We start from the raw sequence: 24,581 nt of genomic DNA, 5'->3' as shown, positions 1-24,581 counted from the left end.
TTTGCTGAAGTATCGTCTCATAACTGCTTTGATTTTGATTCCGGTTGTCATTGGTGCACTGTTCCTGCTTCCGCCGGTTGGTTTTGCTATTGTTACTCTCTTTGTCTGTATGCTTGCAGCTTGGGAGTGGGGTCAATTAGCGGGTTTTGCCACTCGTTCACAGCGTATTTGGTTAGCCATACTTTGTGGTTTTCTACTTGTTCTGATGCTGCTTAGCCTCCCGGCCTACCAGCATTCAGCTCATCTTCCACAAGTGAGCGTCCCACTCTGGCTCTCTATGGGCTGGTGGCTTGCTGCATTGTTGTTGGTGCTTACTTACCCTCGCTCTGCTGCGTTCTGGCGCGATTCACGTCTCTTACGTATAATTTTCGGCATTCTGACGATTGTTCCATTTTTCTGGGGCATGGTGGCATTGCGCCAGTACGGCTATGACCAGCACCACAATATTGGTGCTTGGTGGCTGTTATATGTGATGCTTCTGGTGTGGGGTGCAGATTCTGGGGCTTACATGTTCGGTAAGCTATTCGGTAAACATAAGTTAGCGCCTAAAGTCTCACCAGGTAAAACGTGGGAAGGATTAATTGGCGGTTTACTGACATCAGCTCTGATATCATGGTTGTTTGGTCGATACGCTCCGTTGGATATCATCCCGGAAAAGCTGTTAATCTGTTCCGTGGTTGCTGCATTGGCCTCGGTACTCGGCGATTTGACCGAAAGTATGTTTAAACGTGAAGCGGGAATCAAAGACAGTGGTCATTTGATTCCTGGTCATGGTGGGATACTGGATCGTATCGATAGCCTGACCGCAGCTGTGCCGGTATTTGCCTGCTTAATGCTGTTAGTGTTTTAATCCGTCGCTGACGGGGAGTTTAGGGAATATGATGAGCATACTCTGGAGCCTTGCCGCGTTTATTATCGCACTGGGGATCTTAATTACAGTGCATGAGTTCGGCCACTTTTGGGTGGCGCGGCGCTGTGGTGTCCGTGTCGAACGCTTTTCTATTGGTTTTGGCAAAGCCCTATGGCGCCGGACCGATCGTCAGGGTACTGAGTATGTTATCGCCCTAATCCCGTTGGGTGGCTATGTTAAAATGTTGGATGAGCGCGTGGAAGCTGTTGCACCGGAGCTTCGCCATCAATCTTTTAATAATAAAACTGTTTTACAACGTGCGGCAATCGTCAGCGCGGGTCCTATAGCTAACTTCCTTTTTGCTGTCATTGCTTACTGGCTGGTGTTTATCATTGGTGTTCCAAGTGTGCGTCCGGTCGTGGGTGATATTTCACCACAATCCATTGCTGAACAAGCCAATATTTCTCCGGGAATGGAACTTAAGTCTGTAGATGGTATCGAAACGCCTGACTGGGATTCTGTTCGTTTGGCGTTAGTCAGTAAAATTGGCGACAAACAAACACAAGTTGGTGTGGCCCCATTCAGTTCTGGCAATGATACATCTGGTGCTGCCAACATAGTGCAAAAGACGTTAGATTTGCGGCAGTGGCAATTTGAGCCTGATAAGCAAGATCCTGTCGTTGCTCTGGGTATTATTCCTCGTGGCCCGCAGATTGAATCGGTCCTGGCGGAAGTTCAACCCGGGTCAGCTGCGCAAAAAGCGGGTTTACAAGCAGGGGATAGGATCGTTAAAGTTGGCGGTCAATCACTGGATCGTTGGCAAACATTTGTTTTACAGGTTCGTGATAACCCCGGTAAGCCACTGGTGTTAGATATTGAAAGGGGAAGTACCCCCTTGTCTTTAACCTTGATACCAGATACAAAATCGGTGGGAGAAAACCGCAGTGAAGGTTTTGCGGGTGTAGTGCCGAAAGTTATACCGCTTCCGGATGAATATAGAACGATTCGCCAATATGGTCCGTTCACGGCACTCTACCAAGCTGGGGATAAAACCTGGCAGTTGATGCGGTTGACGGTAAACATGTTGGGTAAGCTGATTACTGGTGATGTTAAGCTGAATAACTTGAGTGGCCCGATATCTATTGCACAAGGCGCTGGGGTTTCAGCCGAGTACGGGTTGGTGTATTACCTGATGTTTTTGGCACTAATCAGTGTCAACTTGGGCATTATCAATCTGTTCCCGTTACCGGTATTAGATGGTGGACATCTGCTCTTCCTGGCGATAGAAAAGCTCAAGGGTGGGCCGGTTTCTGAGCGAGTACAGGACTTCAGTTATCGCATTGGCTCTATTCTGCTGGTGCTATTGATGGGGCTTGCACTTTTCAATGATTTCTCCCGTCTTTAACGGCAGGGGATAGGTTAGGAAGAACGCATAACAACGATGGCGATGAAAAAGTTGCTCATAGCGTCGCTGCTGTTTGGCAGCGCCACCGTATACGGTGCAGACGGGTTCGTAGTGAAAGATATTCATTTCGAAGGCCTGCAACGGGTCGCCGTCGGTGCGGCGTTACTTAATATGCCGGTTCGCGTAGGCGATACCGTCAGCGATGATGACATCGGTAAAACTATCCGTGCGTTGTTTGCTACAGGCAACTTCGAGGACGTTCGCGTCCTGCGCGATGGTGATACGCTGATTGTTCAAGTCAAAGAACGCCCGACGATTGCCAGCATCACTTTCTCCGGCAACAAAGCGGTGAAAGATGACATGCTTAAGCAGAATCTGGAAGCCTCTGGCGTCCGGGTTGGCGAAGCCCTGGACCGTACCACTATATCCAGCATTGAAAAAGGACTCGAAGATTTCTACTACAGTGTGGGTAAATACAGCGCTTCAGTGAAGGCTGTTGTTACACCACTGCCACGTAATCGTGTCGATCTTAAATTAGTCTTTACCGAAGGTGTTTCTGCAAAAATTCAGCAGATCAACATCGTCGGCAACCACAGTTTCACAACTGATGAGCTAATCTCGCGCTTCCAATTGCGTGATGAAGTGCCATGGTGGAACGTGGTTGGAGATCGTAAATACCAGAAGCAGAAACTGGCAGGTGATCTTGAAATCCTGCGCAGCTTCTATCTGGATCGCGGCTATGCACGTTTTAACATCGACTCAACGCAGGTGAGTTTGACGCCAGATAAAAAAGGCATCTATATCACCATCAATATTACTGAAGGCGACCAATACAAGCTTAACAGCGTGGTTGTGAGCGGTAATCTTGCAGGCCACCAATCTGAGGCTGACAAGCTGGTCCAGATTGAGTCGGGTGAATTGTATAACGGCAGTAAAGTCACACGAATGGAAGAAGACATCAAAAAGATGTTGGGCCGTTATGGCTATGCCTATCCGCGTGTCGTGTCTCAACCTGAAATTAACGATGCTGATAAAACAGTCAAACTGCATATCAACGTAGATGCGGGTAACCGTTTCTATGTCCGCAATGTTCGTTTCGAGGGTAATGACACCAGTAAAGACTCCGTACTGCGCCGTGAAATGCGTCAGATGGAAGGTGCATGGTTAGGTAATGATCAGGTCGAAGCGGGCAAAGAACGTTTGAACCGTTTAGGCTATTTCGAAACCGTTGATGTTGAAACTCAGCGTGTTCCAGGAACGGCTGATCAAGTTGACGTCACCTATAAAGTTAAAGAGCGCAACACAGGCAGCCTAAACTTTGGTATCGGTTACGGTACTGAAAGTGGCGTGAGCTTCCAGGTTGGTGTTCAGCAGGATAACTGGCTAGGTACAGGTAATACTGTCGGTATTAACGGTACGAAAAACGACTACCAGACCTATGCTGAATTTACCTTAACCGACCCTTACTTCACCGTTGACGGTGTCAGTCTGGGCGGGCGTATCTTCTATAATGATTTTAAAGCAGATAACGCAGACCTGTCTGGCTACACCAACAGCAGTTATGGTATTGACGGCACTTTAGGTTTCCCAATCAATGAGAATAACTCATTGCGTGTCGGCTTAGGTTACGTCCATAACGATCTGTCGGATATGGAACCGCAAGTTGCCATGTGGCGATATCTTGACTCTGTTGGTCAAGATCCTAATCTGACTGATCGTGCAAGTTTCACTGCCGACGATTTCACACTGAATCTGGGTTGGACCTATAACAACCTTGACCGGGGTTTCTTCCCAACCAAGGGTGTTAAATCATCAGTAAATACCAAAGTGACTGTACCGGGCTCTGATAACGAGTTCTATAAAGTGACTTTCGATACCTCTGCGTATCAGCCGTTAGATGAAGATCATTCGTGGGTGCTCTTGGGTCGTGGTCGCTTGGGTTATGGCGACGGTATTGGCTCTAAAGAGATGCCATTCTACGAAAACTTCTATGCCGGTGGTTCTAGTACAGTTCGTGGTTTCCGATCAAATAACATCGGGCCTAAAGCTGCATACTATAATACTGATGGTACTGTCAGAAACTCTACCGATGCTGTCGGTGGTAACGCGATGGCGGTGGCCAGTTTAGAACTGATCACACCGACACCGTTTATCAGTGAGAAATACGCTAACTCTATACGTACCTCATTCTTCATTGATTCCGGTACTGTATGGGATACCAATTGGGAAAATACTGCGGCGACACGAGCTGCTGGCATACCTGATTACAATAAAGCGAGTAATATTCGTGTTTCTGCCGGTGTGTCATTGCAATGGATGTCTCCATTGGGGCCATTAGTGTTCTCATATGCTAAACCGGTTAAAGATTACGAAGGCGACAAGTCAGAGCAATTCCAGTTTAACATTGGTAAAACTTGGTAATTGATTGGCAAAGCAGTACTGAATTTTAAAGACAGCACTGGTAGTTGAAATAACCTAAAGTAGCGTTGGCTCAGGTCGGCGCTATCTTAGGCATTATTCAGTATTAAGTGCACTTCAAGGTGTCTCTGACACAAACGGGTAATGGTAAGGAGTTTATAGTGAAAAAGTGGTTGTGTGCCGCAAGTCTTGGTTTAGCATTGGCTGCTTCAGCCAGCGTTCAAGCCGCTGACAAGATTGCTATTGTTAATGTTTCCAGCATTTTCCAACAATTACCTGCGCGTGAAACCGTAGCTAAGCAGCTGGAGAATGAATTCAAAGGCCGTGCAACCGAATTGCAAGGGATGGAGAAAGATCTGCAGACTAAAATGCAGAAGCTGCAACGTGACGGTTCTACCATGAAGGCAAGTGATCGCACTAAGCTGGAAAGTGACGTGATGAAACAGCGTGAAACTTTCTCTACTAAAGCCCAAGCTTTTGAGCAAGACAATCGCCGTCGTCAGATGGAAGAGCGTAACAAAATTCTGAGCCGTATTCAGGATGCTGTTAAATCTGTTGCTAGCAAAGGCGGTTATGATGTGGTGATTGATGCGAATGCTGTTGCATACGCAGACTCTTCTAAAGACATTACTGCTGACGTGCTGAAACAGGTTAAATAAAACATGCCTTCAATTCGACTGGCTGATTTAGCCCAGCAGTTGGATGCACAGGTGCACGGTGATGGCGATCTCGTCATCACCGGCATCGCTTCTATGCATTCTGCCCAACCTGAGCAAATCACGTTTTTGTCAAACAGCCGTTATCAGGAACAACTCGCCACTTGTAATGCCGGTGCCGTGGTGTTGACTGAGGCTGACTTACCTTTCTGTAAATCTGCAGCTTTGGTGGTTAAAAATCCTTATTTAACCTATGCACGTATGGCGCAGATAATGGATACCACACCTCAACCAGCGCAAGATATTGCATCGAGTGCGGTGATCTCTTCGCAGGCAAGACTGGGAGAGAATGTCTCTGTCGGTGCTAATGCGGTTATAGAGTCCGGTGTTGTGCTGGGCGATAACGTGGTTATCGGTGCTGGCTGCTTTATTGGTAAGAATACTCACATTGGTGCTGGTAGCCGTTTGTGGGCCAATGTTTCCGTTTATCATGAAGTTGTGATTGGACAAAACTGTCTGATTCAATCCGGTACGGTCATTGGTGCAGATGGTTTTGGCTATGCCAATGATCGTGGTAACTGGATAAAAATCCCACAGCTCGGTTCTGTACATATTGGCGACCGCGTTGAGATTGGTGCTTGTACAACGATTGACCGTGGTGCATTGGATAATACGATTATTGGTAATGGCGTCATCATTGATAACCAATGTCAGATTGCACATAACGTTGTGATTGGCGACAATACCGCAGTTGCGGGTGGTGTTATCATGGCAGGCAGTCTGAAAGTTGGCCGCTACTGTATGATAGGTGGGGCCAGTGTGATCAATGGTCATATGGAGATTTGTGACAAAGTCACAATAACTGGAATGGGAATGGTGATGCGTCCAATCACTGAACCTGGGTTATACTCCTCCGGTATTCCGCTACAACCAAATAAAGTTTGGCGCAAGACAGCTGCTTTAGTGATGAATATTGATGGGATTAATAAGCGATTAAAAGCTATTGAGCGTAAAATCGATAAAGAATAATCACTTAAGCCCGACACTCTGAGCGAATAATTAAGCTTATTGGCAATCGATGCCAAAAGTAGATACCCAAAGAAATTGGTGTTGTAGCTAGCATCACCGCAGCTTCAAGGACTAAGGGTATACAGAGTTCCTAATTTGCGGCCTGCCTAATGCCTCCCTTTTGGGGCAGTGCAGGCCGTGTTGTTGATAGCATCAGTTTTTAGACAGGAAGAGTATTTTGACTACTGACACTCATACTCTGCATATCGAAGAGATTTTGGATCTACTCCCGCACCGTTTTCCGTTCTTGCTGGTAGATCGTGTCCTTGATTTTGAGGAAGGAAAATTTCTGCGTGCAGTGAAGAACGTCTCTTTCAACGAGCCATTTTTCCAAGGCCATTTTCCGGGCAAGCCAATCTTCCCTGGCGTGCTGATTTTAGAAGCGATGGCTCAGGCTACCGGGATTTTGGCGTTTAAGAGCCGTGGTAAACTTGAACCGGGTGAGCTTTATTATTTTGCTGGTATCGATGAAGCTCGCTTCAAACGTCCAGTAGTCCCTGGCGATCAAATGATCATGGAAGTTGAGTTTGTCAAAGAACGCCGTGGTCTGACTCGTTTTACTGGTGTTGCGAAAGTAGATGGTGAAATCGTTTGTACGGCAACAATGATGTGTGCTCGTAGCAAACCAGCGACACCACCAGCAGAACCTGTAGTTGCAAAGGAGTCCTGATACGTGATTGACAAAACGGCCGTTATCCATCCAAGTTCTATTGTCGAAGAAGGCGCAGTTATTGGCGCTGGCGTTCATATTGGCCCCTTCTGCTTTGTCGGATCCCAGGTGGAAATCGGCGCTGGCACGGAACTGAAGTCCCATGTCGTCGTTAATGGAATAACAAAAATCGGCTGCAATAATCAGATTTACCAATTTGCTTCTATTGGTGAAGCAAATCAGGATCTGAAATATGCAGGCGAGCCAACTCGAGTCGAGATCGGTGATCGTAACCGTATCCGTGAAAGCGTTTCTATCCACCGTGGCACAGTACAAGGTGGTGAATTGACAAAAGTAGGCAGCGATAATTTACTGATGATTAATGCCCATATTGCCCATGACTGTATCATTGGCGATCGTTGTATTCTTGCGAATAATGCGACCTTGGGTGGTCATGTGGAAATTGACGATTATGCCATTATCGGTGGTATGACTGCTGTTCATCAATTCTGCGTGATCGGTGCGCATGTTATGGTGGGTGGTTGCTCTGGCGTTGCTCAGGACGTGCCTCCGTTTGTCATTGCTCAGGGGAACCATGCGACACCGTTCGGTATCAATATCGAAGGGTTGAAACGCCGTGGTTTCGACAAAGAATCACTTCACGCTATCCGCAATGCGTATAAGTTGTTGTATCGCAGTGGCAGGACGTTAGATGAAGTGAAACCTGAAATTGCCGAATTGGCGGCGCAATATCCGGCGGTTAAGGCATTCAGTGATTTCTTTGCTCGCTCTACTCGCGGCATTATTCGCTGATCTATGCAAAATAGCCCATTATCTGTTGATCGTCCGTTAAGTGGCGGGCGTCCTTTAACGATAGGTTTAGTCGCCGGAGAAACGTCTGGCGACATCTTAGGTGCAGGATTGATTCGTGCACTGAAAGCTCAGGTGCCTGATGCGCGCTTTGTCGGTGTCGCAGGGCCTCTGATGCAAGCTGAAGGATGTGAAGCCTGGTTTGAGATGGAAGAGTTGGCAGTGATGGGCGTTGTCGAGGTATTAGAGCGCCTGCCACGTCTACTGAAAATCCGAAAAGAGCTGACTCAACGTTTTAGTGAGCTATCCCCGGATGTTTTTGTCGGTATTGATGCCCCTGATTTCAATATCACTCTTGAAGGTCGCTTGAAACAGCGAGGCATCCGCACCATCCATTATGTCAGCCCGTCAGTATGGGCCTGGCGACAAAAACGTGTTTTCAAAATAGGTAAAGCGACTGATATGGTGCTTGCTTTTCTCCCTTTTGAAAAAGCGTTTTATGACCGTTTTAATGTTCCTTGCCGCTTTATCGGTCATACCATGGCCGATGCCATGCCGTTAACCCCTGATAAGCAAGCCGCAAGAGCAGAGCTGGGTATTGCGCCGAATGTACCCTGCTTAGCCTTATTACCAGGGAGTCGCCACTCTGAAGTCGAAATGCTCAGTGGCGACTTTCTGCGTACAGCAGCGCTGCTAAGGAAGCAGCTGCCTGAATTGGAAGTGTTGGTTCCCCTTGTTAACAGCAAGCGACGCGAACAGTTTGAGCGAATTAAGGCCGAAGTTGCCCCTGATTTATCCGTGCATTTACTCGATGGTAATGCCCGTGCGGCAATGATCGCCAGTGACGCAACACTGTTGGCATCCGGTACTGCGGCGTTGGAGTGCATGCTAGCTAAATGCCCAATGGTGGTCGGTTACCGTATGAAACCTTTCACTTTCTGGTTGGCAGAACGCCTGGTTAAAACGCCATATGTATCGTTACCGAATCTATTAGCGGGCGAAGAGTTGGTAACAGAGCTGTTACAACAAGAGTGTCAGCCGCAAAAATTAGCCGATGCGCTGTTGCCGTTATTGCAAGGTGGTGAAGCGGTTGAGGCATTAAAGGCGCGTTTTCTGATCTTACACCAGAGCATTCGCTGTGGTGCGGATGAGCAAGCTGCGCAGGCGGTATTGGAGTTAGCAGGATGATGACTGATATTTTTATATACCCGCAGGCAAATCTGATTGCCGGCGTGGACGAAGTTGGCCGTGGCCCGTTAGTCGGTGCAGTTGTCACTGCGGCCGTGATCCTCGATCCAAAACGGCCAATCGTAGGACTTGCTGATTCAAAAAAGTTGAGTGAAAAGCGCCGCTTATCACTTTATGACGAAATTACTGATAAGGCACTATCATGGAGCCTTGGTCGTGCTGAGCCAGAAGAGATAGATCGCCTGAATATATTGCACGCGACGATGCTGGCGATGCAAAGGGCGATTGCAGGGCTGCATATCGCCCCTGATTATGTCTTGATTGATGGTAACCGTTGCCCGAAACTGGCTATGCCGTCATTGGCTGTCGTGAAAGGTGATAGCCGAGTGGCAGAAATAAGTGCAGCCTCGATCCTTGCTAAAGTGACGCGAGATCGTGAAATGACTGAGTTGGATCGCCATTTCCCTGAATATGGGTTCGCGCGACATAAAGGTTATCCAACCGCAGTCCATTTGGAAAAATTGTCCGCCTTCGGTGCGACAGAGCATCACCGGCGCAGCTTCGGCCCGGTAAAACGTGTGCTGGGTTTGGTGTAAGCCACTAGTGGTATTCACAAAATAAAGCAACATCCATAATATATGGATATGATTCCTCAGTAGTGAATTGCTGAGGACATGATTCAATCCACTAATTTCTGGTATCTGGATATGGCCGAACCTCGTTTTGTCCACCTGCGTGTTCACAGCGACTACTCCATGATCGATGGATTAGCCAAGATTGGACCCTTGGTGAAAAGAGCTGCTGCGCTAGGTATGCCCGCTCTGGCCATTACTGACTTCACTAACCTTTGCGGCTTAGTGAAATTCTACGGTAGCGCTCATGGTGCTGGGGTTAAACCCATCATTGGTACCGACTTCTACGTGCAAAGCGAAATTCTGGGTGATGAATTGGCCCACCTCACTGTGCTGGCACGCAATAACGAAGGTTATCAAAACCTGACTTTACTGATCTCCGAAGCCTATCAACGTGGTTATGGAGCTGCTGGGCCTATCATTGATCGTGATTGGTTGATCCGACATAAAGAGGGGCTGATCCTGCTATCCGGTGGCCGGATGGGGGATGTAGGCAAATTTATTTTGCGCGGTAATCAGATTCAGGTTGATCAGTGTCTTGAGTTTTATCAAGAGCATTTTCCTGACAGCTACTATCTGGAATTAATTCGCACCGGTCGCCCGGATGAAGAAAATTATCTGCATGCCGCCGTGGCGTTAGCTACTGAACGTGGCTTGCCGGTAGTGGCGACCAATGATGTGCGCTTTATCGATGAATCAGATTTTGATGCTCACGAGATTCGTGTCGCCATCCATGACGGCTTTACGCTGGTTGATCCCAAACGGCCCAAAAACTACAGCCCTCAGCAGTTTATGCGTGATGAAGAGCAGATGTGTGAACTGTTCGCGGATATCCCTGAGGCACTGCTCAATAGCGTTGAAATCGCCAAACGTTGCAATGTGACCATTCGTCTTGGGGAGTATTTCTTACCACAATTTCCAACTGGTGAGATGAGCACAGAAGATTTTCTGGTTGAGAAGTCGAAACAAGGTTTAGAAGAGCGACTTGAGTTGCTCTTCCCAGACCCTGACGTGCGCGCGCAGAAAAGACCTGCGTACGATGAGCGTCTGGAAATTGAGCTAAAAGTGATTAACCAGATGGGCTTCCCTGGTTACTTCTTGATCGTAATGGAATTTATCCAGTGGTCGAAAGATAATGGTGTGCCGGTAGGGCCGGGGCGTGGCTCGGGTGCGGGCTCTTTGGTTGCGTATGCGCTAAAAATTACCGACCTCGATCCATTGGCATTTGACCTGCTGTTCGAACGTTTTCTGAATCCAGAACGTGTATCAATGCCCGACTTCGACGTTGACTTCTGTATGGAGAAACGCGATCTGGTGATTGAGCACGTCGCGGACATGTATGGGCGTGATGCGGTTTCCCAGATTATTACGTTTGGTACCATGGCGGCCAAAGCGGTCATCCGTGATGTTGGCCGCGTACTGGGCCACCCCTATGGCTTTGTCGATCGAATCTCTAAGTTAGTCCCGCCAGACCCAGGTATGACCCTGGAAAAAGCCTTCGCAGCTGAACCACAACTGCCTGAAATTTATGAGGCAGATGAGGAGGTCAGAGCGCTGATTGATATGGCGCGCAAATTGGAAGGGGTAACACGTAACGCTGGTAAACATGCCGGTGGTGTGGTTATCGCACCCACTAAAATTACTGATTTTGCGCCGCTATATTGCGATGCAGAAGGCAACAACCCCGTCACCCAGTTCGATAAAAATGATGTGGAATATGCTGGCCTGGTGAAGTTCGACTTCCTCGGTTTGCGAACGCTCACTATCATTAACTGGGCGCTAGAGATGATTAATGCCCGGCGCGCCAAAACCGGGTTAGAGCCAATAGATATCGCTTCTATTCCGCTGGAAGATAAAAAAAGCTTCGATATGCTGCAACGTTCGGAAACGACAGCAGTATTCCAGCTTGAATCCAGGGGTATGAAGGACTTGATCAAGCGTCTGAAGCCCGACTGCTTCGAAGACATGATCGCACTGGTGGCATTATTCCGCCCCGGCCCGCTGCAATCAGGGATGGTAGATAACTTTATCGACCGTAAGCATGGCCGTGAGGCGATCTCTTATCCGGATATTGAATGGCAACATGAGTCTTTGAAACCGGTGCTTGAGCCGACTTATGGCATCATTTTGTATCAAGAACAGGTCATGCAGATTGCTCAGGTTCTGTCCGGCTATTCACTCGGCGGGGCAGATATGTTGCGTCGTGCGATGGGTAAGAAGAACCCGGCAGAGATGGCTAAACAACGCTCTGTATTTGAAGATGGTGCAAAAAATCAGGGCGTTGACGGTGAGCTAGCGATTAAGATTTTTGACCTGGTAGAGAAATTTGCCGGTTATGGTTTTAACAAGTCTCACTCTGCAGCATACGCACTGGTTTCCTACCAGACGCTTTGGTTGAAAGCACATTACCCGGCTGAATTTATGGCGGCGGTAATGACTGCTGATATGGATAACACCGATAAAGTGGTTGGTTTGGTTGACGAATGCTGGCGCATGGGGCTGAAAATCCTGCCTCCTGATATCAATAGCGGCCTGTATCATTTCCACGTGAATGATGAAGGCGAAATCGTTTATGGCATAGGTGCCATCAAAGGTGTGGGTGAAGGGCCGATTGAGGCCATGCTGGAAGCCCGTAAAGAGGGTGGACACTTCAAAGAGCTGTTTGATTTGTGTGCCAGAGTCGACACCAAAAAGCTCAATCGACGAATCTTAGAAAAACTGATCATGTCCGGCGCTTTCGACCGTCTGGGGCCGCACCGTGCTGCATTGATGAGTTCGTTGGGCGAAGCATTAAAAGCTGCTGACCAGCATGCCAAGGCTGAAGCTATTGGCCAGGCAGATATGTTTGGTGTATTGGCTGATGCACCTGAGCAGGTTGAGCAATCTTATGCTAATGTGCCGCCGTGGCAGGAACAAATTGTCTTAGACGGTGAGCGGGAGACGCTGGGGCTCTACCTGACCGGTCACCCGATCACCCAATATCTCAAGGAAATAGAACGTTATGCCGGCGGGCAGCGTTTGAAAGATATGCATCCGACGGATCGGGGCAAAATGACCACAGCAGTGGGGCTGGTTATCGCTGCAAGGGTTATGGTAACAAAACGCGGGAATCGCATTGGTATTTGTACTTTGGATGACCGTTCCGGGCGTCTGGAGGTGATGCTATTCACCGATGCGTTGGAAAAATATCAGCATTTATTGGAAAAAGACCGTATCCTGATAGCCACCGGACAGGTCAGCTTTGATGACTTTAGTGGTGGACTTAAAATGACCGCCCGTGAGTTAATGGACATCAGTGAAGCTCGTGAAAAATATGCCCGTGGGCTTGCTATATCGCTGACCGACAGGCAAATTGATGACCAGCTTTTGAACCGTCTCCGTCAATCGTTGGAACCCCATCGAGCGGGGACGATCCCAGTGCATCTTTATTACCAACGGGAAGATGCTCGCGCCCGGTTACGGTTTGGAGCCACATGGCGCGTGACGCCCACCGATCGCTTATTGATAGATTTGCGAACGTTGGTAGGTAATGAGCAGGTGGAACTGGAATTTGACTAAAATAGGAATGCTATGAGTCTGAATTTTCTTGATTTTGAACAGCCGATTGCAGAGCTGGAAGCGAAAATTGACTCGCTGACTGCAGTCAGCCGTCAAGACGAAAAATTAGATATTAATCTGGATGAAGAGGTCCAGCGTCTACGTGAGAAAAGTCTCGAGCTGACGCGGAAGATTTTCTCGGACCTCGGCGCATGGCAGATTGCCCAACTGGCACGCCATCCTCGTCGTCCTTATACCCTGGATTATATCGCTAATATCTTTACCGATTTCGAAGAACTGGCCGGCGATCGCGCTTATGCTGACGATAAAGCTATCGTTGGTGGTATTGCTCGTTTAGATGGTCGCCCAGTGATGATCATTGGTCATCAAAAAGGTCGCGAAACCAAAGAGAAGATTCGCCGCAACTTTGGTATGCCTGCGCCGGAAGGTTATCGTAAGGCATTGCGTCTGATGGAAATGGCTGAGCGCTTTAAGCTGCCAATCATTACTTTCATCGACACACCTGGGGCCTATCCGGGTGTTGGCGCAGAAGAGCGAGGCCAATCTGAAGCCATCGCACGTAACCTACGTGAGATGTCACGGCTGAATGTACCTATCGTTTGTACTGTTATTGGTGAAGGTGGTTCTGGCGGTGCATTAGCCATCGGTGTTGGCGATAAAGTGAATATGCTGCAATACAGCACCTATTCCGTTATCTCTCCAGAGGGCTGTGCTTCTATCCTGTGGAAAAGTGCCGATAAAGCGCCATTAGCCGCAGAAGCCATGGGTATCACCGCGCATCGTCTAAAAGAATTGAAGATGATTGACTCAGTGATCCCTGAGCCGTTAGGCGGTGCACACCGTGATTACTTAGCGATTGCCGCTTCACTGAAAGCACAATTGCTGGCAGATCTCAGTGATTTGGATGTCCTGAATGAAGAAGAGTTATTGAATCGCCGTTATCAGCGTTTGATGAATTACGGTTATTGCTGATTTTATACCTTCGATGACATCATCGTATTTGAAAAATCCGGAGCCGCATGGCCTCCGGATTTTTTTTATAAAATTTAGTCTGTCTGATGATAAGGCGGCCAATGAATACCTTTAACGCCTATTATGATACTTTTTACTGTATTAGCGTATGAAATATTATTGGTATTTACTTCATTGGTAGCGCTTACTGGGCTGCCAAGAATATAGGCCATTTGTGCTATTTTACAGACGGCATCGCCATCAGAAAAATGCCATGCATTACTATATTTTGTTGGGTTATTAGACTCAAAGGAGATATAGCACTTATCTTTAGAAATACGAATGCCATTAACCTTCCCTGTTACTTCATAATTTTCGCCAGCAAAGGAGGTTAAAGAGGTAATTGCTATTGCGCTTGATAAGATAAATTTAATCATCACATATCCTTTTTTGCTCGAATCATTTGTTTATAATTTAATTATTGGGGAGGTAATTGAGGTTGTTCGACGAGTAAATTAAATAGTTGCCAGATGAGTTGGTTATTATAAAAATACTTTGAGGTGTAAATTCTTTCACGGCGACAATTATTTTTGATCACCCCTCGTTTCATTCGTGAAGTGTTGAAGCTAGCTTCTCCATAGCAGGTAACGGATATAGGTAGCTGCCGCCCAGTCTCATTCTGCGCCATAGTGACATAACCACGAGGCACGCCAAGCGCCAAATAGGGTGCTGAAGTACTGTGCTCAGAGTCCAATGCAGAACTATATTGAGGATTGTTTTGCCAGCGACCAGCCCAAAAAAGCTCAGAAAAAATCTGACCAGAGTAATAATGCTGTTGCAGCATAGGTCCGCTTAGCCGTGCATAAGAGATAATCCTGGTATTCGTAAACCCCCCGAGGGCAACCCACTCTTCCATACCGCCATAGTCACGAAGTAAATTTCTTAGTTTTGCATATAAGAGGCTATTTTCGGTTAATTCTTCTCTGGCATGATTGAATGAGGTATCAATGCTGTAGAAGTTTTCTGAAGGGCGGATAATGTAGAGATAAGTTTCAAACTCAGGATCGAATGGTTCTGCATCACTCATTCTCGCGGTAAAGGCTGCATGGTTGATAGCTTGGCGTAATGACGCAGTAGTGGAAACAAATGCACTGGTATATCCCTCTAAAGACTCACCTTCAAAATGATGCAACAAATCGGGGTCTTGGGGTAAATCAGAAAAGGGGAACATACCTCCCGCCAATGTGATCTCTTCTGGGGCGCGGGAATCAGCTCGATAAACAAGATTAACTTGGTTAATAGCAAAAGCAGGGTAATTAATAGATAGTATAAAAATAAAGTGTAAACTTTTTATATTGAGCATGGATGACTCCTTAAAATAATTAACTCCCTATTGTTGATTTCTATTTTTAAAATATCATACGGCGTTGGTTTGCTTTAATATAAAAACCGTTTTTCCTATATCAATAAATAAATTGTTTTTCAGATGAGCTTATTTTTCACTCTAGTGCTAGAGCATAGATGATAAAAGTGCATCTATCACGATGAAGATAAATTTTATCATATAGCACATGCTTAGCAGCGTTCTGCGGTAATATAGGGTCAGTATGCGCTAACCGATGGTATTGATGGCGGATGCTCATTGTAACTCATAATTAGACGGGAGTGATGCATGCTGGCAATACGTCAGGTTCACCATATTGCGATCATTGGCTCAGATTATCAGGTCAGCAAAAAATTCTATTGTGAGGTGCTGGGCTTCAGTCTGCTCAGTGAGGTTTACCGCGCAGAACGCGATTCGTGGAAAGCTGATCTGGCGTTAAATGGCCAATACACCATCGAATTATTCTCCTTTCCTTCACCGTCACCGCGCCCAAGTCGTCCGGAAGCTTGTGGCTTGCGGCATCTGGCTTTTCAGGTTGATGACATTGAACAGGCCATCAGTGAACTCGCCACCGCTGGGGTGATTTGCGAAGCGGTGCGCATTGATCCTTATACTCAATCACGTTTTACTTTCTTTAATGACCCAGATGGTTTACCACTGGAGCTCTATGAATTGATGCCGGAATAACATGAACTCAGTCCCTGCTACGCCAAATGTTTTACTTAACCCTGTGTTCGCACAATTAGGGGGGCATCGCAATTTTCTGGTGGGATTCAGTGGCGGCTTGGATTCGAGTGTATTGCTGCATTTATTGGTCTGTATACGTGACCAACTCATTCCTGAACTGAAAGTACGCGCCATTCATATTCACCACGGCTTAAATCCGCTGGCGGATGGTTGGGTAAAGCATTGCCAGCAACAATGTGGGCGATGGAAAATTCCGCTGGAAGTGGTTCGAGTGAGTATTGATCCCCGCCACAATGGTATTGAGGCGGCAGCCAGAACTGCCCGCTATCAGGCATTTTCTTCACATTTAGCGGCCGATGACGTGTTACTGACAGCCCAGCATTTGGATGACCAATGTGAAACCTTCCTGCTCGCACTCAAGCGGGGCAGTGGCCCGGCGGGTTTATCCGCAATGGCAGCCCGAATGCCCTTTGCTCACAGCCAATTATTGCGGCCTCTACTGGCATTTTCGCGCGAAACGCTAGAGAGCTATGCCAGAACCCAGCAATTACAATGGATTGAAGATGACAGTAATCAGGACGAACGTTTCGATCGTAATTTCCTGCGCTTGAGAATCCTGCCTTTACTTCATCATCGTTGGCCGCATTTCGCGCAGGCCACGGCACGCAGTGCGGGTTTGTGTGCTGAGCAAGAACAGCTATTGGATGAGTTGTTGGCTGATAGCGTGCAACAACTCAAAAATCAATTTGGCGCGCTTTCCATTGAGGGGCTATTGCTGGCTTCAGACGCTAAGCGATCGGCAATATTGCGCCGTTGGTTAGCAGAGAGAGGAGCCTCAATGCCGTCGCAGAGCCAACTGCAAAGATTGTGGTTAGAAGTTGCGATGGCTAGGCAGGATGCGGAGCCCCAATTAACCCTCGGTGCTTATCAGGTACGCCGTTTCCGGCAACATCTCTATTTAATGCCAACGCTAAAAGAGATATGTGTGGAGCATCTCTCTTGGGCGATCGCAGAGGATAAAGAGGTGCCACCTGACCCCTTGGTTCTGCCAGCTAATCTGGGGGTGCTGAGCTTTACTACGAGTGATGGGCAAGCGATAAGAGCTGCTGCTATCGGCGACGAAATCAGTGTCGGTTTTGGATTGCATGGCGACGTCAAGATTGTCGGGCGGCACCATTCGCGTCAAGGCAAGAAGCTATGGCAGGAGCTAGATATTCCACCATGGCAGCGTGAACGTATTCCATTACTCTATTTTGGTGAACAATTGATTGCTGCGGCTGGGGTCTTCGTGACTCAAGCAGGTCAGGCAAAAGAAGGCGAACCCTGTTGGTACCTGAATTGGGCCAAAGCGGAATAATAATAACGAGATCCGGGGCGGGAAGGCGACAAACAAAAGTCGCCAACAGGCCCAAAATTGAAAAGATACTTTGTGAGGAGCAATGATGAAATTAGTCGTCAGTACATTGGTCGTTCTCGGTCTGTGCAGTTTTTCGGCGCTGGCAAAAAATGATATTGAGGCGGGGCGAGTAAAGTCAGCCAGTTGCGTGGCTTGCCATGGTATGAATGGCAAAGTCTCAGTGCCGATGTATCCCAATCTAGCTGGGCAGAATGCACTGTATTTAGAGCAATCATTGGCAGCGTATAAGAAAGGTGGGCGAACAGGGGGGCAGGCTGAAGTGATGCGGGCTTATGTCTCTAATTTATCTGACGAGGATTTTTCTGATCTGGCGGCTTACTATGCCAGTCTTAAACCTTAATGTGCCGATTTAAAGCCTTAAGCTTTGGGGCCGCTTTTCAGCGGCCCGTCAGTCTAAAGCATGAATACTATGACGCACTCACCACGACAGTCCCGATTTCGGGGTGACTGAAACTGGCAATATGGTCCAGACGTAACTCGCGCATAGCTCCGTCTTGTTCGATAATCAGGTACTCGACCTTCTTTCTCAGCAGCAGATCGCTAGCTTTACCTTCTACGATCTCACCGCCTCTCAACTTCAACGTCAGTATCAGGTGATGTTGGCAGGCGAGTTCCAGATTATCGTAGTCATCACAATTGATGGGTTGATACTCTTCACTCATCGACATAATCGCTCACCAATAAGTTAGCGGCGGCATAGGCCGCCTGTTCCCTAACGGAGGACGGGAGTGCGTCGTTAGCCGCAACTTCGTCCAATGCTTTCAATACACAACGCAGGGCGTCTGGCACGTAGCCAAGATCACCACTTCCTATTTCGGCATAAAAACGGCGTACTAATTCACAGTATTGCTGCACAGTAATCCTCCTGGAAAAGTTTAACTCGGTAGATTCTCAGTGGAGACGGCACACTGTCAACCTACGAAGATAAACTCTGAACTTATAAGGACTATAGCACAGGAGTGATGGAGATATTAGAGTGGGAGATAAGGTTTCTTTTTAGTATTGATGCCACTAATAACTCTCTTTACGCAGGGTTGTCTGGCTGCTGGCAGACCTAATCAAGTACACTGTCCACCAGATATTTAAGAGGTCACCCATGGCACTAAAAGCAACCATCCATAAAGCCGCTATTAACATTGCTGATATGGATCGTAATTTTTTTCAGGATGTTAACCTGACGATAGCACAGCACCCCTCCGAAACTGATCAACGTATGATGCTGCGTTTATTGGCGTGGATTTGTCATGCCAATGAACGTTTGCAGTTTACCAAAGGGCTGAGCGCCGATGATGAGCCGGAAATATGGCGCCATAACGATCACAATGGCATTGAACTCTGGGTAGAATTAGGGCTGCCAGAGGAGAAACGGTTACGAAAAGCCTGTAATCAGTCACAGCAAGTTGTGCTGTATGCATACAGTGAACGGGCGGCTAAAGTGTGGTGGCCGCAGGTTCAGGATAAGCTCTCTGGGCACCGTAATCTTCAAGTGCGCTTCCTTGATGATGAACAGATGGCAAAGTTGGCTGCACTGTCTAACCGGAATATGTCATTACAGGCTACGCTGCAAGAGGGAACGATCTGGTTATCAGATGATAAGAATAATCTGGAAATTAGTTTTGCCGAATGGCAAAGCAATGGGCAATAAGTGTGCTGATTATATCTAACAACGTCAGTCTACCGGACAGTGAGATTGAGCTGACCGCGATCCGAGCGCAGGGGGCGGGGGGCCAGCATGTCAATAAAACCTCAACTGCTATCCATTTGCGCTTTGACATCAAGGCGTCAAGCCTGCCAGAGTATTATAAAGAAAGGTTATTATTGCTAAATAGCCATTTGATGACGACTGAAGGCGTCGTCATCATTAAAGCGCAGGAGTACCGCAGCCAAGATATGAATCGAGAGGCGGCATTAGCGCGACTGGTGGCATTGATTCGTCAAGCCATGGTCGTGGAAAAACCTCGTCGGGCGACGAAACCCACCAAAGGCTCAAAAATTAGGCGAGTTGAAAGCAAAGTCCGCAAAGGGGCCACAAAAGCGCTGCGCGGTAAAATACATCAGGGATGATGCCTGGACGGCCTCATGCCTTATATATCGGACACAGTATGGGAGAATGACTGTGAGTAAATTAGCAATAACGCTGTTTGTGGCAGTAGGTGCGCTGTCACTCTTTGGCTGTAATAATCGGCATCAGCCGGTTGAACAGGTTTTACAACCGATGCAGCAAAGTTATCAGGGGGTATTACCCTGTGCAGATTGCAGCGGGCTGGATACCTCACTGTTTCTTGATAATGATGGCACATTTGTCCTGAAAGAGATTTATCGCGGCAGCAAAGATGGCGATCAGACCTTTGCTGAATATGGTAAATGGGCGCGTACTGCGGATAAATTGGTGTTAACCAACGGGCAGGGGGAAAAACGTTATTTCCGGCCAGTGGGTAAGAATCTGGTGATGCTGGATCAACAGGGTTTACCGATCCAGTCCAAACTGAATTATCAGTTAGCGCCGAGCGAACAAGCTTTGCCTAAAACGCCGATGCCATTAAGTGGCATGTATAAATACTTTGCGGATGCCGCAGTATTTACTGATTGTGCAACGGGCAAAACTTTCCCAGTAGAGAATAATATCGCGTTGGAGAAAGGGTATTTGAAAACGCGTAGAAATGCCGGTGAACCTGTATTTCTGACCCTCAATGGCCACTTTGATATTCGACCTTCGATGGAAGAGGGGCAATCGGATAAAACGCTGATTCCGGCGGGTGATGATATTCAGTTCAATGCAAATAAAAGCTGCGACAGCCAATAAAATTGGTTTGTCGCTGAAACAAAAAAGCCGCTGGTTGTGATTACCCAGCGGCCTTTGGCGCAAAATACTTAACTTAGCGTTTGATCTGACTCAACAGGAACTCAATGATTTCGCTGGTTTTAATCATTTGCTTTTCACCAGCACGGCGATGTTTGTATTCCACTTCTTCGCTATCAAGATTGCGGTCGCCAATCACGATATTGTGCGGCACACCAATCAACTCCATATCGGCAAACATCACCCCTGGGCGCTCTTTACGATCGTCAAGAATCACGTCAATACCATGTGAACGCAGAGTGGCGTACAACTCTTCCGCCAACTCTTTCACTCGGAAGGATTTGTGCATATTCATTGGCAAAATCGCGACCTGGAATGGCGCAATCGCATCTGGCCAAATAATGCCACGGTCGTCATAATTCTGCTCAATCGCCGCAGCAACCACGCGAGACACCCCGATACCGTAACAACCCATGCTCATGACCTGGTTACGGCCATCTTCACCTTGAACAGTGGCCTTCATCGCTTCGGAGTATTTGGTCCCGAGCTGGAAGATATGACCCACTTCGATCCCACGCTTAATTTGCAGCGTGCCTTTACCATCAGGGCTGATGTCACCCTCAACCACATTACGCAAATCAGCAATTTGTGGCAGCGGCAAATCACGCTCCCAGTTAATGCCAAAGTAATGTTTATCGTCGATATTCGCGCCTGCACCGAAGTCACTCATCACCGCCACGGAGCGGTCAGCCACAACCGGCAGTTGCAGGTTAACCGGCCCAAGTGAGCCTGGACCTGCACCGATTACCGCACGAATCTCTTCTTCGCTAGCAAAAGTCAGTGGTTTGGCAACTTGTGGCAACTTCTCTGCTTTGATTTCGTTTAATTCGTGGTCACCGCGCACTAGCAGTGCTACCAACTTATGTCCACTCTCTTCATGAGCATGGACCAATAAGGTTTTCACTGTTTTCTCAATTGGCAATTTGAACTGCTCAACCAATTCAGCGATGGTTTTTGCATTCGGGGTATCAACGATACGCAGCTCTTCTGTTGCTGCGGCTCGAGGTTCAGTTGGCGCCAGAGCTTCAGCAAACTCAATGTTAGCGGCATAATCAGAACCGGTTGAGAAGACGATATCGTCTTCGCCACTTTCCGCTAATACTTGGAATTCGTGGGAGGCGCTGCCACCGATTGAACCGGTATCTGCCAGCACTGCACGGAAATTCAGATCCATACGTTCGAAAATCTTACTGTAAGCGGTATACATCGCGTCGTAAGTTTCCTGCAACGACTCCTGAGTGGTATGGAAAGAGTAGGCATCTTTCATCAGGAATTCGCGCGCGCGCATCACACCAAAACGTGGGCGAACTTCATCACGGAACTTGGTCTGGATCTGAAAGAAATTCAGCGGCAGTTGTTTGTAAGAGTTGATCTCACCGCGAATCAGGTCAGTAATCACTTCTTCATGAGTCGGGCCGAGGACAAAAGGGCGCTCGCCGCGATCAACAAAACGTAACAGCTCAGGGCCATACTGTTCCCAGCGACCACTCTCCTGCCACAAATCGGCCGGTTGCACGACTGGCATTGAAACTTCGATAGCACCCGCGTTATTCATCTCTTCACGCACGATGTTTTCGACTTTCCTCAATACCCGGACCCCGGTTGGTAGCCAGGTATAAAGGCCTGATGCCAGTTTACGGATCATCCCGGCGCGGAGCATCAGTTGATGGCTGATGACTTCAGCATCAGCAGGTGTCTCCTTTAGAGTGGAGAGCAAATATTGGCTAGTACGCATGATGTTTTGGTTCCATTAGCACTGCAAGTATACCGGTCATCTCTCACGTTGCAGGTGTGTTGGCGACACTCAATCACCCAAATCACTTTCTCATGTAAGTTCATTGGGATGCTCCCGTTTGCCGCCTTCCTGTATCTTGAAATCTATTGGGTATAGAGACAGCCAAAAAGTAAAAAGTGGTTTAGTTTACCAGTGAGTCAGGGTTGTCAAAAGAGAGTAGGGTGAAATTTAACGTGGGTCGATGGATAACACTTCCGTTTGCTGGTCAATAACCCGCCAGCACACATTAAATTCCAGCAGTAGAACAGCATACTCTCGGCTTTCGTTATCTGCTTTACGGTAGGCCGGACGGGGGTCCTGTGCTAAAACCTGAGTGATAAAACGCCGCAAATTCGGATACCGTTGTTGCTGCTGTGCTAACTGTTGTTCGGCGGTGGTGGAAAAGCAAACCTGCATGTTGGCATCAGGCGCCAATTGAGCAAAACCTGCGCGCGCTTGTGGTTGGCTCTCCGCAAAAGGTAGATAGGGCTTGATATCAATGACTGGCGTGCCATCAACCAAGTCCAGACTCCCTAATTCTAAAATCACCTCACCGCTTTGGCAGCGCACCCCTTTCAGCTCAATCAGAGACATCCCAATGGGGTTAGGGCGAAAAGTGGAACGGGTGGCAAAGACCCCCATTCGGGCATTGCCCCCTAAACGTGGCGGACGAACCGTCGGACGCCAGCCGCCATCCATGGTTTGATGAAAAACAAATATCACCCATAGGTGACTGAAATCAGATAGGCCACGCACGGCTTCCGGCTGATTATAGGGTGCTAATAATTGTAACTCGCCGCCGCCATCTTCAATCAGACCGGGCTGCCGTGGCACGGCAAACTTCTCTTTATAGGGTGAACGGATCACGCCGATCTGATTAAAGGAAAAAACACTCATTTTGATGAAACACTTAGCGCTGAGCCTTGGCATACCGCTTGTTGATAGCAGCCAGGAACACCACTTTGTATTTCACACTCATGGAGCAACACCGCGTTAGCTTTCATATAAGATGCGCGGGTCTGCATTCTTTTGCGGGCGGTTGCAATGCTAGGTGGAGAGTCCTGAACCGTCGATTGGCAAGATTCACCGGACACTTCCCCTAAGTCACGGAAAGGCTTGCCGACAAGCTCTTCAGCGCTTTTATAAAGTTTTACTGGTGCCGGACGAGGGGCTACCGTTGGGCTGGTTTTGGTCACCGGCGGCGGTTGCTTAACCGGGGTTTCTGTGGTGGATGGCTTTGATTGAAGCATGGAGCATCCCGTTAGCGAAAGGGCTAACAGACACAGAGGTAACGCACGCATAGAAATTCCTCAGCCTTTTTATTTAAGAGGCGCTATTGAAGCAATCTATAATGCAAATAACAAGACGGGCCATCGCCCGTCTTGCAATATATTTAGCAAACACTGAATTTAATTAGCGTCGTATTCAGCAAAATAGTCAATTGACCATTACCAGCCTTTTACTGCGCCACCATTGAAGGCTTTATTTGCTGCATCGTAAACTTCGTCAGACTGGTAAGCCTGAACAAATTTCTTCACATTTTCCGCATCTTTATTATCTTCGCGGGCCACGATCAGATTGACGTAAGGTGACTCTTTATCTTCCACAAACAGGCCATCTTTCGCTGGCGTCAGGCCAATCTGGCTTGCATAGGTGGTGTTGATAATTGCCAATGCGATCTGCTGATCATCCAAAGAGCGTGGTAACTGAGGTGCTTCCAGCTCAACCAGTTTCAGATTTTTAGGATTCTCAACGACATCCAACACGGTTGGCAACAAGCCAACGCCGTCTTTCAGCTTAATCAGACCCACTTTTTGCAGCAGCAACAGGGAACGGCCCAGATTAGTCGGGTCGTTTGGCAGTGCTACCTGAGAGCCCGGTTGCAACTCTTCCAATGATTTGATTTTCTTAGAGTAACCAGCAATCGGGTAAACGAATGAGTTACCTACAGAAACCAATTTGTAGCCACGATCTTTGATCTGCTGATCCAGATAAGGTTTATGCTGGAAGGCGTTCAGGTCAATATCACCTTTGCTCAGTGCTTCGTTTGGCAATACATAGTCGTTGAACGTCACCAGTTCAACATCCAGACCATATTTGTCTTTTGCTACTTTCTGCGCAACTTCTGCAACTTGTTGCTCAGCACCGACAATAACACCTACTTTAATGTGGTTTGGATCTTTCTCTGCCGGGCCGCAACCCACGAGAGCCAGAGTACCAATAAGCGCGCTGACAGCCGCGATAGATTTGAATTTTAAAGACATATCCCTTCCT

25 protein-coding genes are annotated in these 24,581 nt (G+C 47.7%); 17 read left to right on the top strand and 8 right to left on the bottom strand.

All coding sequences use genetic code 11. The features are described from left to right. Window position 1: 1 nt before the first annotated feature. The 11 genes from cdsA (at window position 2) to accA (ending at window position 14,206) form a co-directional block, all read left to right on the top strand. Entirely contained in the window at window positions 2–850 is an 849-nt protein-coding gene (gene cdsA, locus ACZ76_RS04620; RefSeq protein WP_048617228.1) for a phosphatidate cytidylyltransferase, read from the top strand. 28 nt (window positions 851–878) lie between these two features. After that, the gene (gene rseP / locus ACZ76_RS04615; RefSeq protein WP_048617226.1) at window positions 879–2,255 is read left to right on the top strand and encodes a sigma E protease regulator RseP; all 1,377 of its coding nucleotides are present in this window, start codon (window positions 879–881) and stop codon (window positions 2,253–2,255) included. A gap of 36 nt (window positions 2,256–2,291) precedes the next feature. Further along, window positions 2,292–4,676 (top strand): outer membrane protein assembly factor BamA, encoded by a 2,385-nt coding sequence (gene bamA, locus ACZ76_RS04610; RefSeq protein ID WP_048617223.1) that lies wholly within the window; start codon window positions 2,292–2,294, stop codon window positions 4,674–4,676. A 158-nt stretch (window positions 4,677–4,834) separates the two neighbouring features. Then, window positions 4,835–5,332: a molecular chaperone Skp gene (gene skp, locus ACZ76_RS04605; RefSeq protein ID WP_048617221.1), complete on the top strand. Its 498-nt coding sequence runs from the start codon at window positions 4,835–4,837 to the stop codon at window positions 5,330–5,332. A gap of 3 nt (window positions 5,333–5,335) precedes the next feature. Further along, a complete protein-coding gene (lpxD, locus tag ACZ76_RS04600) occupies window positions 5,336–6,358 on the top strand; it encodes a UDP-3-O-(3-hydroxymyristoyl)glucosamine N-acyltransferase (RefSeq protein WP_048617219.1) in 1,023 nt (340 codons plus the stop codon). Between the two features lie 217 nt (window positions 6,359–6,575). Continuing rightward, the gene (gene fabZ, locus ACZ76_RS04595; protein ID WP_004874503.1) at window positions 6,576–7,067 is read left to right on the top strand and encodes a 3-hydroxyacyl-ACP dehydratase FabZ; all 492 of its coding nucleotides are present in this window, start codon (window positions 6,576–6,578) and stop codon (window positions 7,065–7,067) included. Between the two features lie 3 nt (window positions 7,068–7,070). Then, window positions 7,071–7,859, top strand: a complete 789-nt coding sequence (gene lpxA / locus ACZ76_RS04590; protein WP_048617217.1) for an acyl-ACP--UDP-N-acetylglucosamine O-acyltransferase — start codon at window positions 7,071–7,073, stop codon at window positions 7,857–7,859. 3 nt (window positions 7,860–7,862) lie between these two features. Further along, the gene (lpxB, locus tag ACZ76_RS04585) at window positions 7,863–9,044 is read left to right on the top strand and encodes a lipid-A-disaccharide synthase (RefSeq protein WP_048617215.1); all 1,182 of its coding nucleotides are present in this window, start codon (window positions 7,863–7,865) and stop codon (window positions 9,042–9,044) included. Beyond that, window positions 9,044–9,640 (top strand): ribonuclease HII, encoded by a 597-nt coding sequence (gene rnhB, locus ACZ76_RS04580; protein ID WP_048620186.1) that lies wholly within the window; start codon window positions 9,044–9,046, stop codon window positions 9,638–9,640. Before lpxB ends, rnhB begins: the two co-directional genes overlap by 1 nt. 111 nt (window positions 9,641–9,751) lie before the next feature. After that, window positions 9,752–13,234, top strand: a complete 3,483-nt coding sequence (gene dnaE, locus ACZ76_RS04575; protein ID WP_048620185.1) for a DNA polymerase III subunit alpha — start codon at window positions 9,752–9,754, stop codon at window positions 13,232–13,234. Window positions 13,235–13,246: 12 nt separating this feature from the next. Beyond that, entirely contained in the window at window positions 13,247–14,206 is a 960-nt protein-coding gene (accA, locus tag ACZ76_RS04570; protein WP_048617213.1) for an acetyl-CoA carboxylase carboxyl transferase subunit alpha, read from the top strand. A 74-nt stretch (window positions 14,207–14,280) separates the two neighbouring features. Here the strand turns inward: accA and ACZ76_RS04565 are convergent, their stop codons facing one another. Further along, window positions 14,281–14,622: a hypothetical protein gene (locus ACZ76_RS04565; protein WP_048617211.1), complete on the bottom strand. Its 342-nt coding sequence runs from the start codon at window positions 14,620–14,622 to the stop codon at window positions 14,281–14,283. Window positions 14,623–14,663: 41 nt separating this feature from the next. Further along, complete coding sequence (locus ACZ76_RS04560; RefSeq protein ID WP_048617209.1) at window positions 14,664–15,548, bottom strand: enterotoxin A family protein; 885 nt, start codon at window positions 15,546–15,548, stop codon at window positions 14,664–14,666. Between the two features lie 309 nt (window positions 15,549–15,857). Between ACZ76_RS04560 and ACZ76_RS04555 the strand changes: the two genes are divergently transcribed. From ACZ76_RS04555 to ACZ76_RS04545, 3 genes are all read left to right on the top strand, one after another. After that, the gene (locus ACZ76_RS04555) at window positions 15,858–16,256 is read left to right on the top strand and encodes a VOC family protein (protein WP_048617207.1); all 399 of its coding nucleotides are present in this window, start codon (window positions 15,858–15,860) and stop codon (window positions 16,254–16,256) included. Window position 16,257: 1 nt separating this feature from the next. Continuing rightward, window positions 16,258–17,613 (top strand): tRNA lysidine(34) synthetase TilS, encoded by a 1,356-nt coding sequence (gene tilS / locus ACZ76_RS04550; protein ID WP_074007656.1) that lies wholly within the window; start codon window positions 16,258–16,260, stop codon window positions 17,611–17,613. A gap of 82 nt (window positions 17,614–17,695) precedes the next feature. Continuing rightward, window positions 17,696–18,013: a c-type cytochrome gene (locus ACZ76_RS04545; RefSeq protein WP_005276151.1), complete on the top strand. Its 318-nt coding sequence runs from the start codon at window positions 17,696–17,698 to the stop codon at window positions 18,011–18,013. Between the two features lie 67 nt (window positions 18,014–18,080). Here ACZ76_RS04545 and rof read toward each other — a convergent pair whose 3' ends face one another. Both rof and ACZ76_RS04535 read right to left on the bottom strand, forming a co-directional pair. After that, a complete protein-coding gene (gene rof, locus ACZ76_RS04540) occupies window positions 18,081–18,341 on the bottom strand; it encodes a Rho-binding antiterminator (protein ID WP_032813813.1) in 261 nt (86 codons plus the stop codon). Further along, window positions 18,328–18,528, bottom strand: coding sequence for a YaeP family protein (locus ACZ76_RS04535; protein ID WP_002212152.1), 201 nt, complete (start codon window positions 18,526–18,528; stop codon window positions 18,328–18,330). Before ACZ76_RS04535 ends, rof begins: the two co-directional genes overlap by 14 nt. 241 nt (window positions 18,529–18,769) lie before the next feature. Here ACZ76_RS04535 and ACZ76_RS04530 point away from each other — a divergent pair, with 241 nt between their 5' ends. From ACZ76_RS04530 to nlpE, 3 genes are read left to right on the top strand one after another with little or no spacing between them, the layout of a single operon-like run. Next, window positions 18,770–19,318 (top strand): YaeQ family protein, encoded by a 549-nt coding sequence (locus ACZ76_RS04530; RefSeq protein WP_048617203.1) that lies wholly within the window; start codon window positions 18,770–18,772, stop codon window positions 19,316–19,318. Between the two features lie 2 nt (window positions 19,319–19,320). Beyond that, window positions 19,321–19,737 carry an alternative ribosome rescue aminoacyl-tRNA hydrolase ArfB gene (gene arfB, locus ACZ76_RS04525; protein WP_048617201.1) on the top strand — a complete coding sequence of 139 codons (417 nt, stop codon included), beginning with the start codon at window positions 19,321–19,323 and terminating at the stop codon, window positions 19,735–19,737. A 52-nt stretch (window positions 19,738–19,789) separates the two neighbouring features. Then, on the top strand, window positions 19,790–20,476 hold the full coding sequence (nlpE, locus tag ACZ76_RS04520) for an envelope stress response activation lipoprotein NlpE (RefSeq protein ID WP_048620184.1): 687 nt from the start codon (window positions 19,790–19,792) through the stop codon (window positions 20,474–20,476). 73 nt (window positions 20,477–20,549) lie between these two features. On the opposite strand, the gene proS is transcribed toward nlpE, so the two are convergent. The 4 genes from proS to ACZ76_RS04500 all read right to left on the bottom strand — a co-directional run bounded on the left by proS (window position 20,550) and on the right by ACZ76_RS04500 (window position 24,571). Next, complete coding sequence (proS, locus tag ACZ76_RS04515) at window positions 20,550–22,268, bottom strand: proline--tRNA ligase (protein WP_048617199.1); 1,719 nt, start codon at window positions 22,266–22,268, stop codon at window positions 20,550–20,552. Window positions 22,269–22,496: 228 nt separating this feature from the next. Continuing rightward, on the bottom strand, window positions 22,497–23,204 hold the full coding sequence (gene tsaA / locus ACZ76_RS04510; RefSeq protein WP_048617198.1) for a tRNA (N6-threonylcarbamoyladenosine(37)-N6)-methyltransferase TrmO: 708 nt from the start codon (window positions 23,202–23,204) through the stop codon (window positions 22,497–22,499). Then, window positions 23,201–23,608, bottom strand: a complete 408-nt coding sequence (gene rcsF, locus ACZ76_RS04505) for an Rcs stress response system protein RcsF (protein ID WP_048617197.1) — start codon at window positions 23,606–23,608, stop codon at window positions 23,201–23,203. Before rcsF ends, tsaA begins: the two co-directional genes overlap by 4 nt. A gap of 147 nt (window positions 23,609–23,755) precedes the next feature. Further along, window positions 23,756–24,571 (bottom strand): MetQ/NlpA family lipoprotein, encoded by an 816-nt coding sequence (locus tag ACZ76_RS04500; protein ID WP_042569242.1) that lies wholly within the window; start codon window positions 24,569–24,571, stop codon window positions 23,756–23,758. Window positions 24,572–24,581: the final 10 nt, after the last annotated feature.

Source organism: Yersinia aleksiciae (assembly GCF_001047675.1).
Classification (GTDB): Bacteria; Pseudomonadota; Gammaproteobacteria; order Enterobacterales; family Enterobacteriaceae; genus Yersinia; species Yersinia aleksiciae.
The sequence above is the reverse complement of the archived record's forward strand: the minus strand, read 5'-3'. Positions and strand labels throughout refer to the sequence as shown.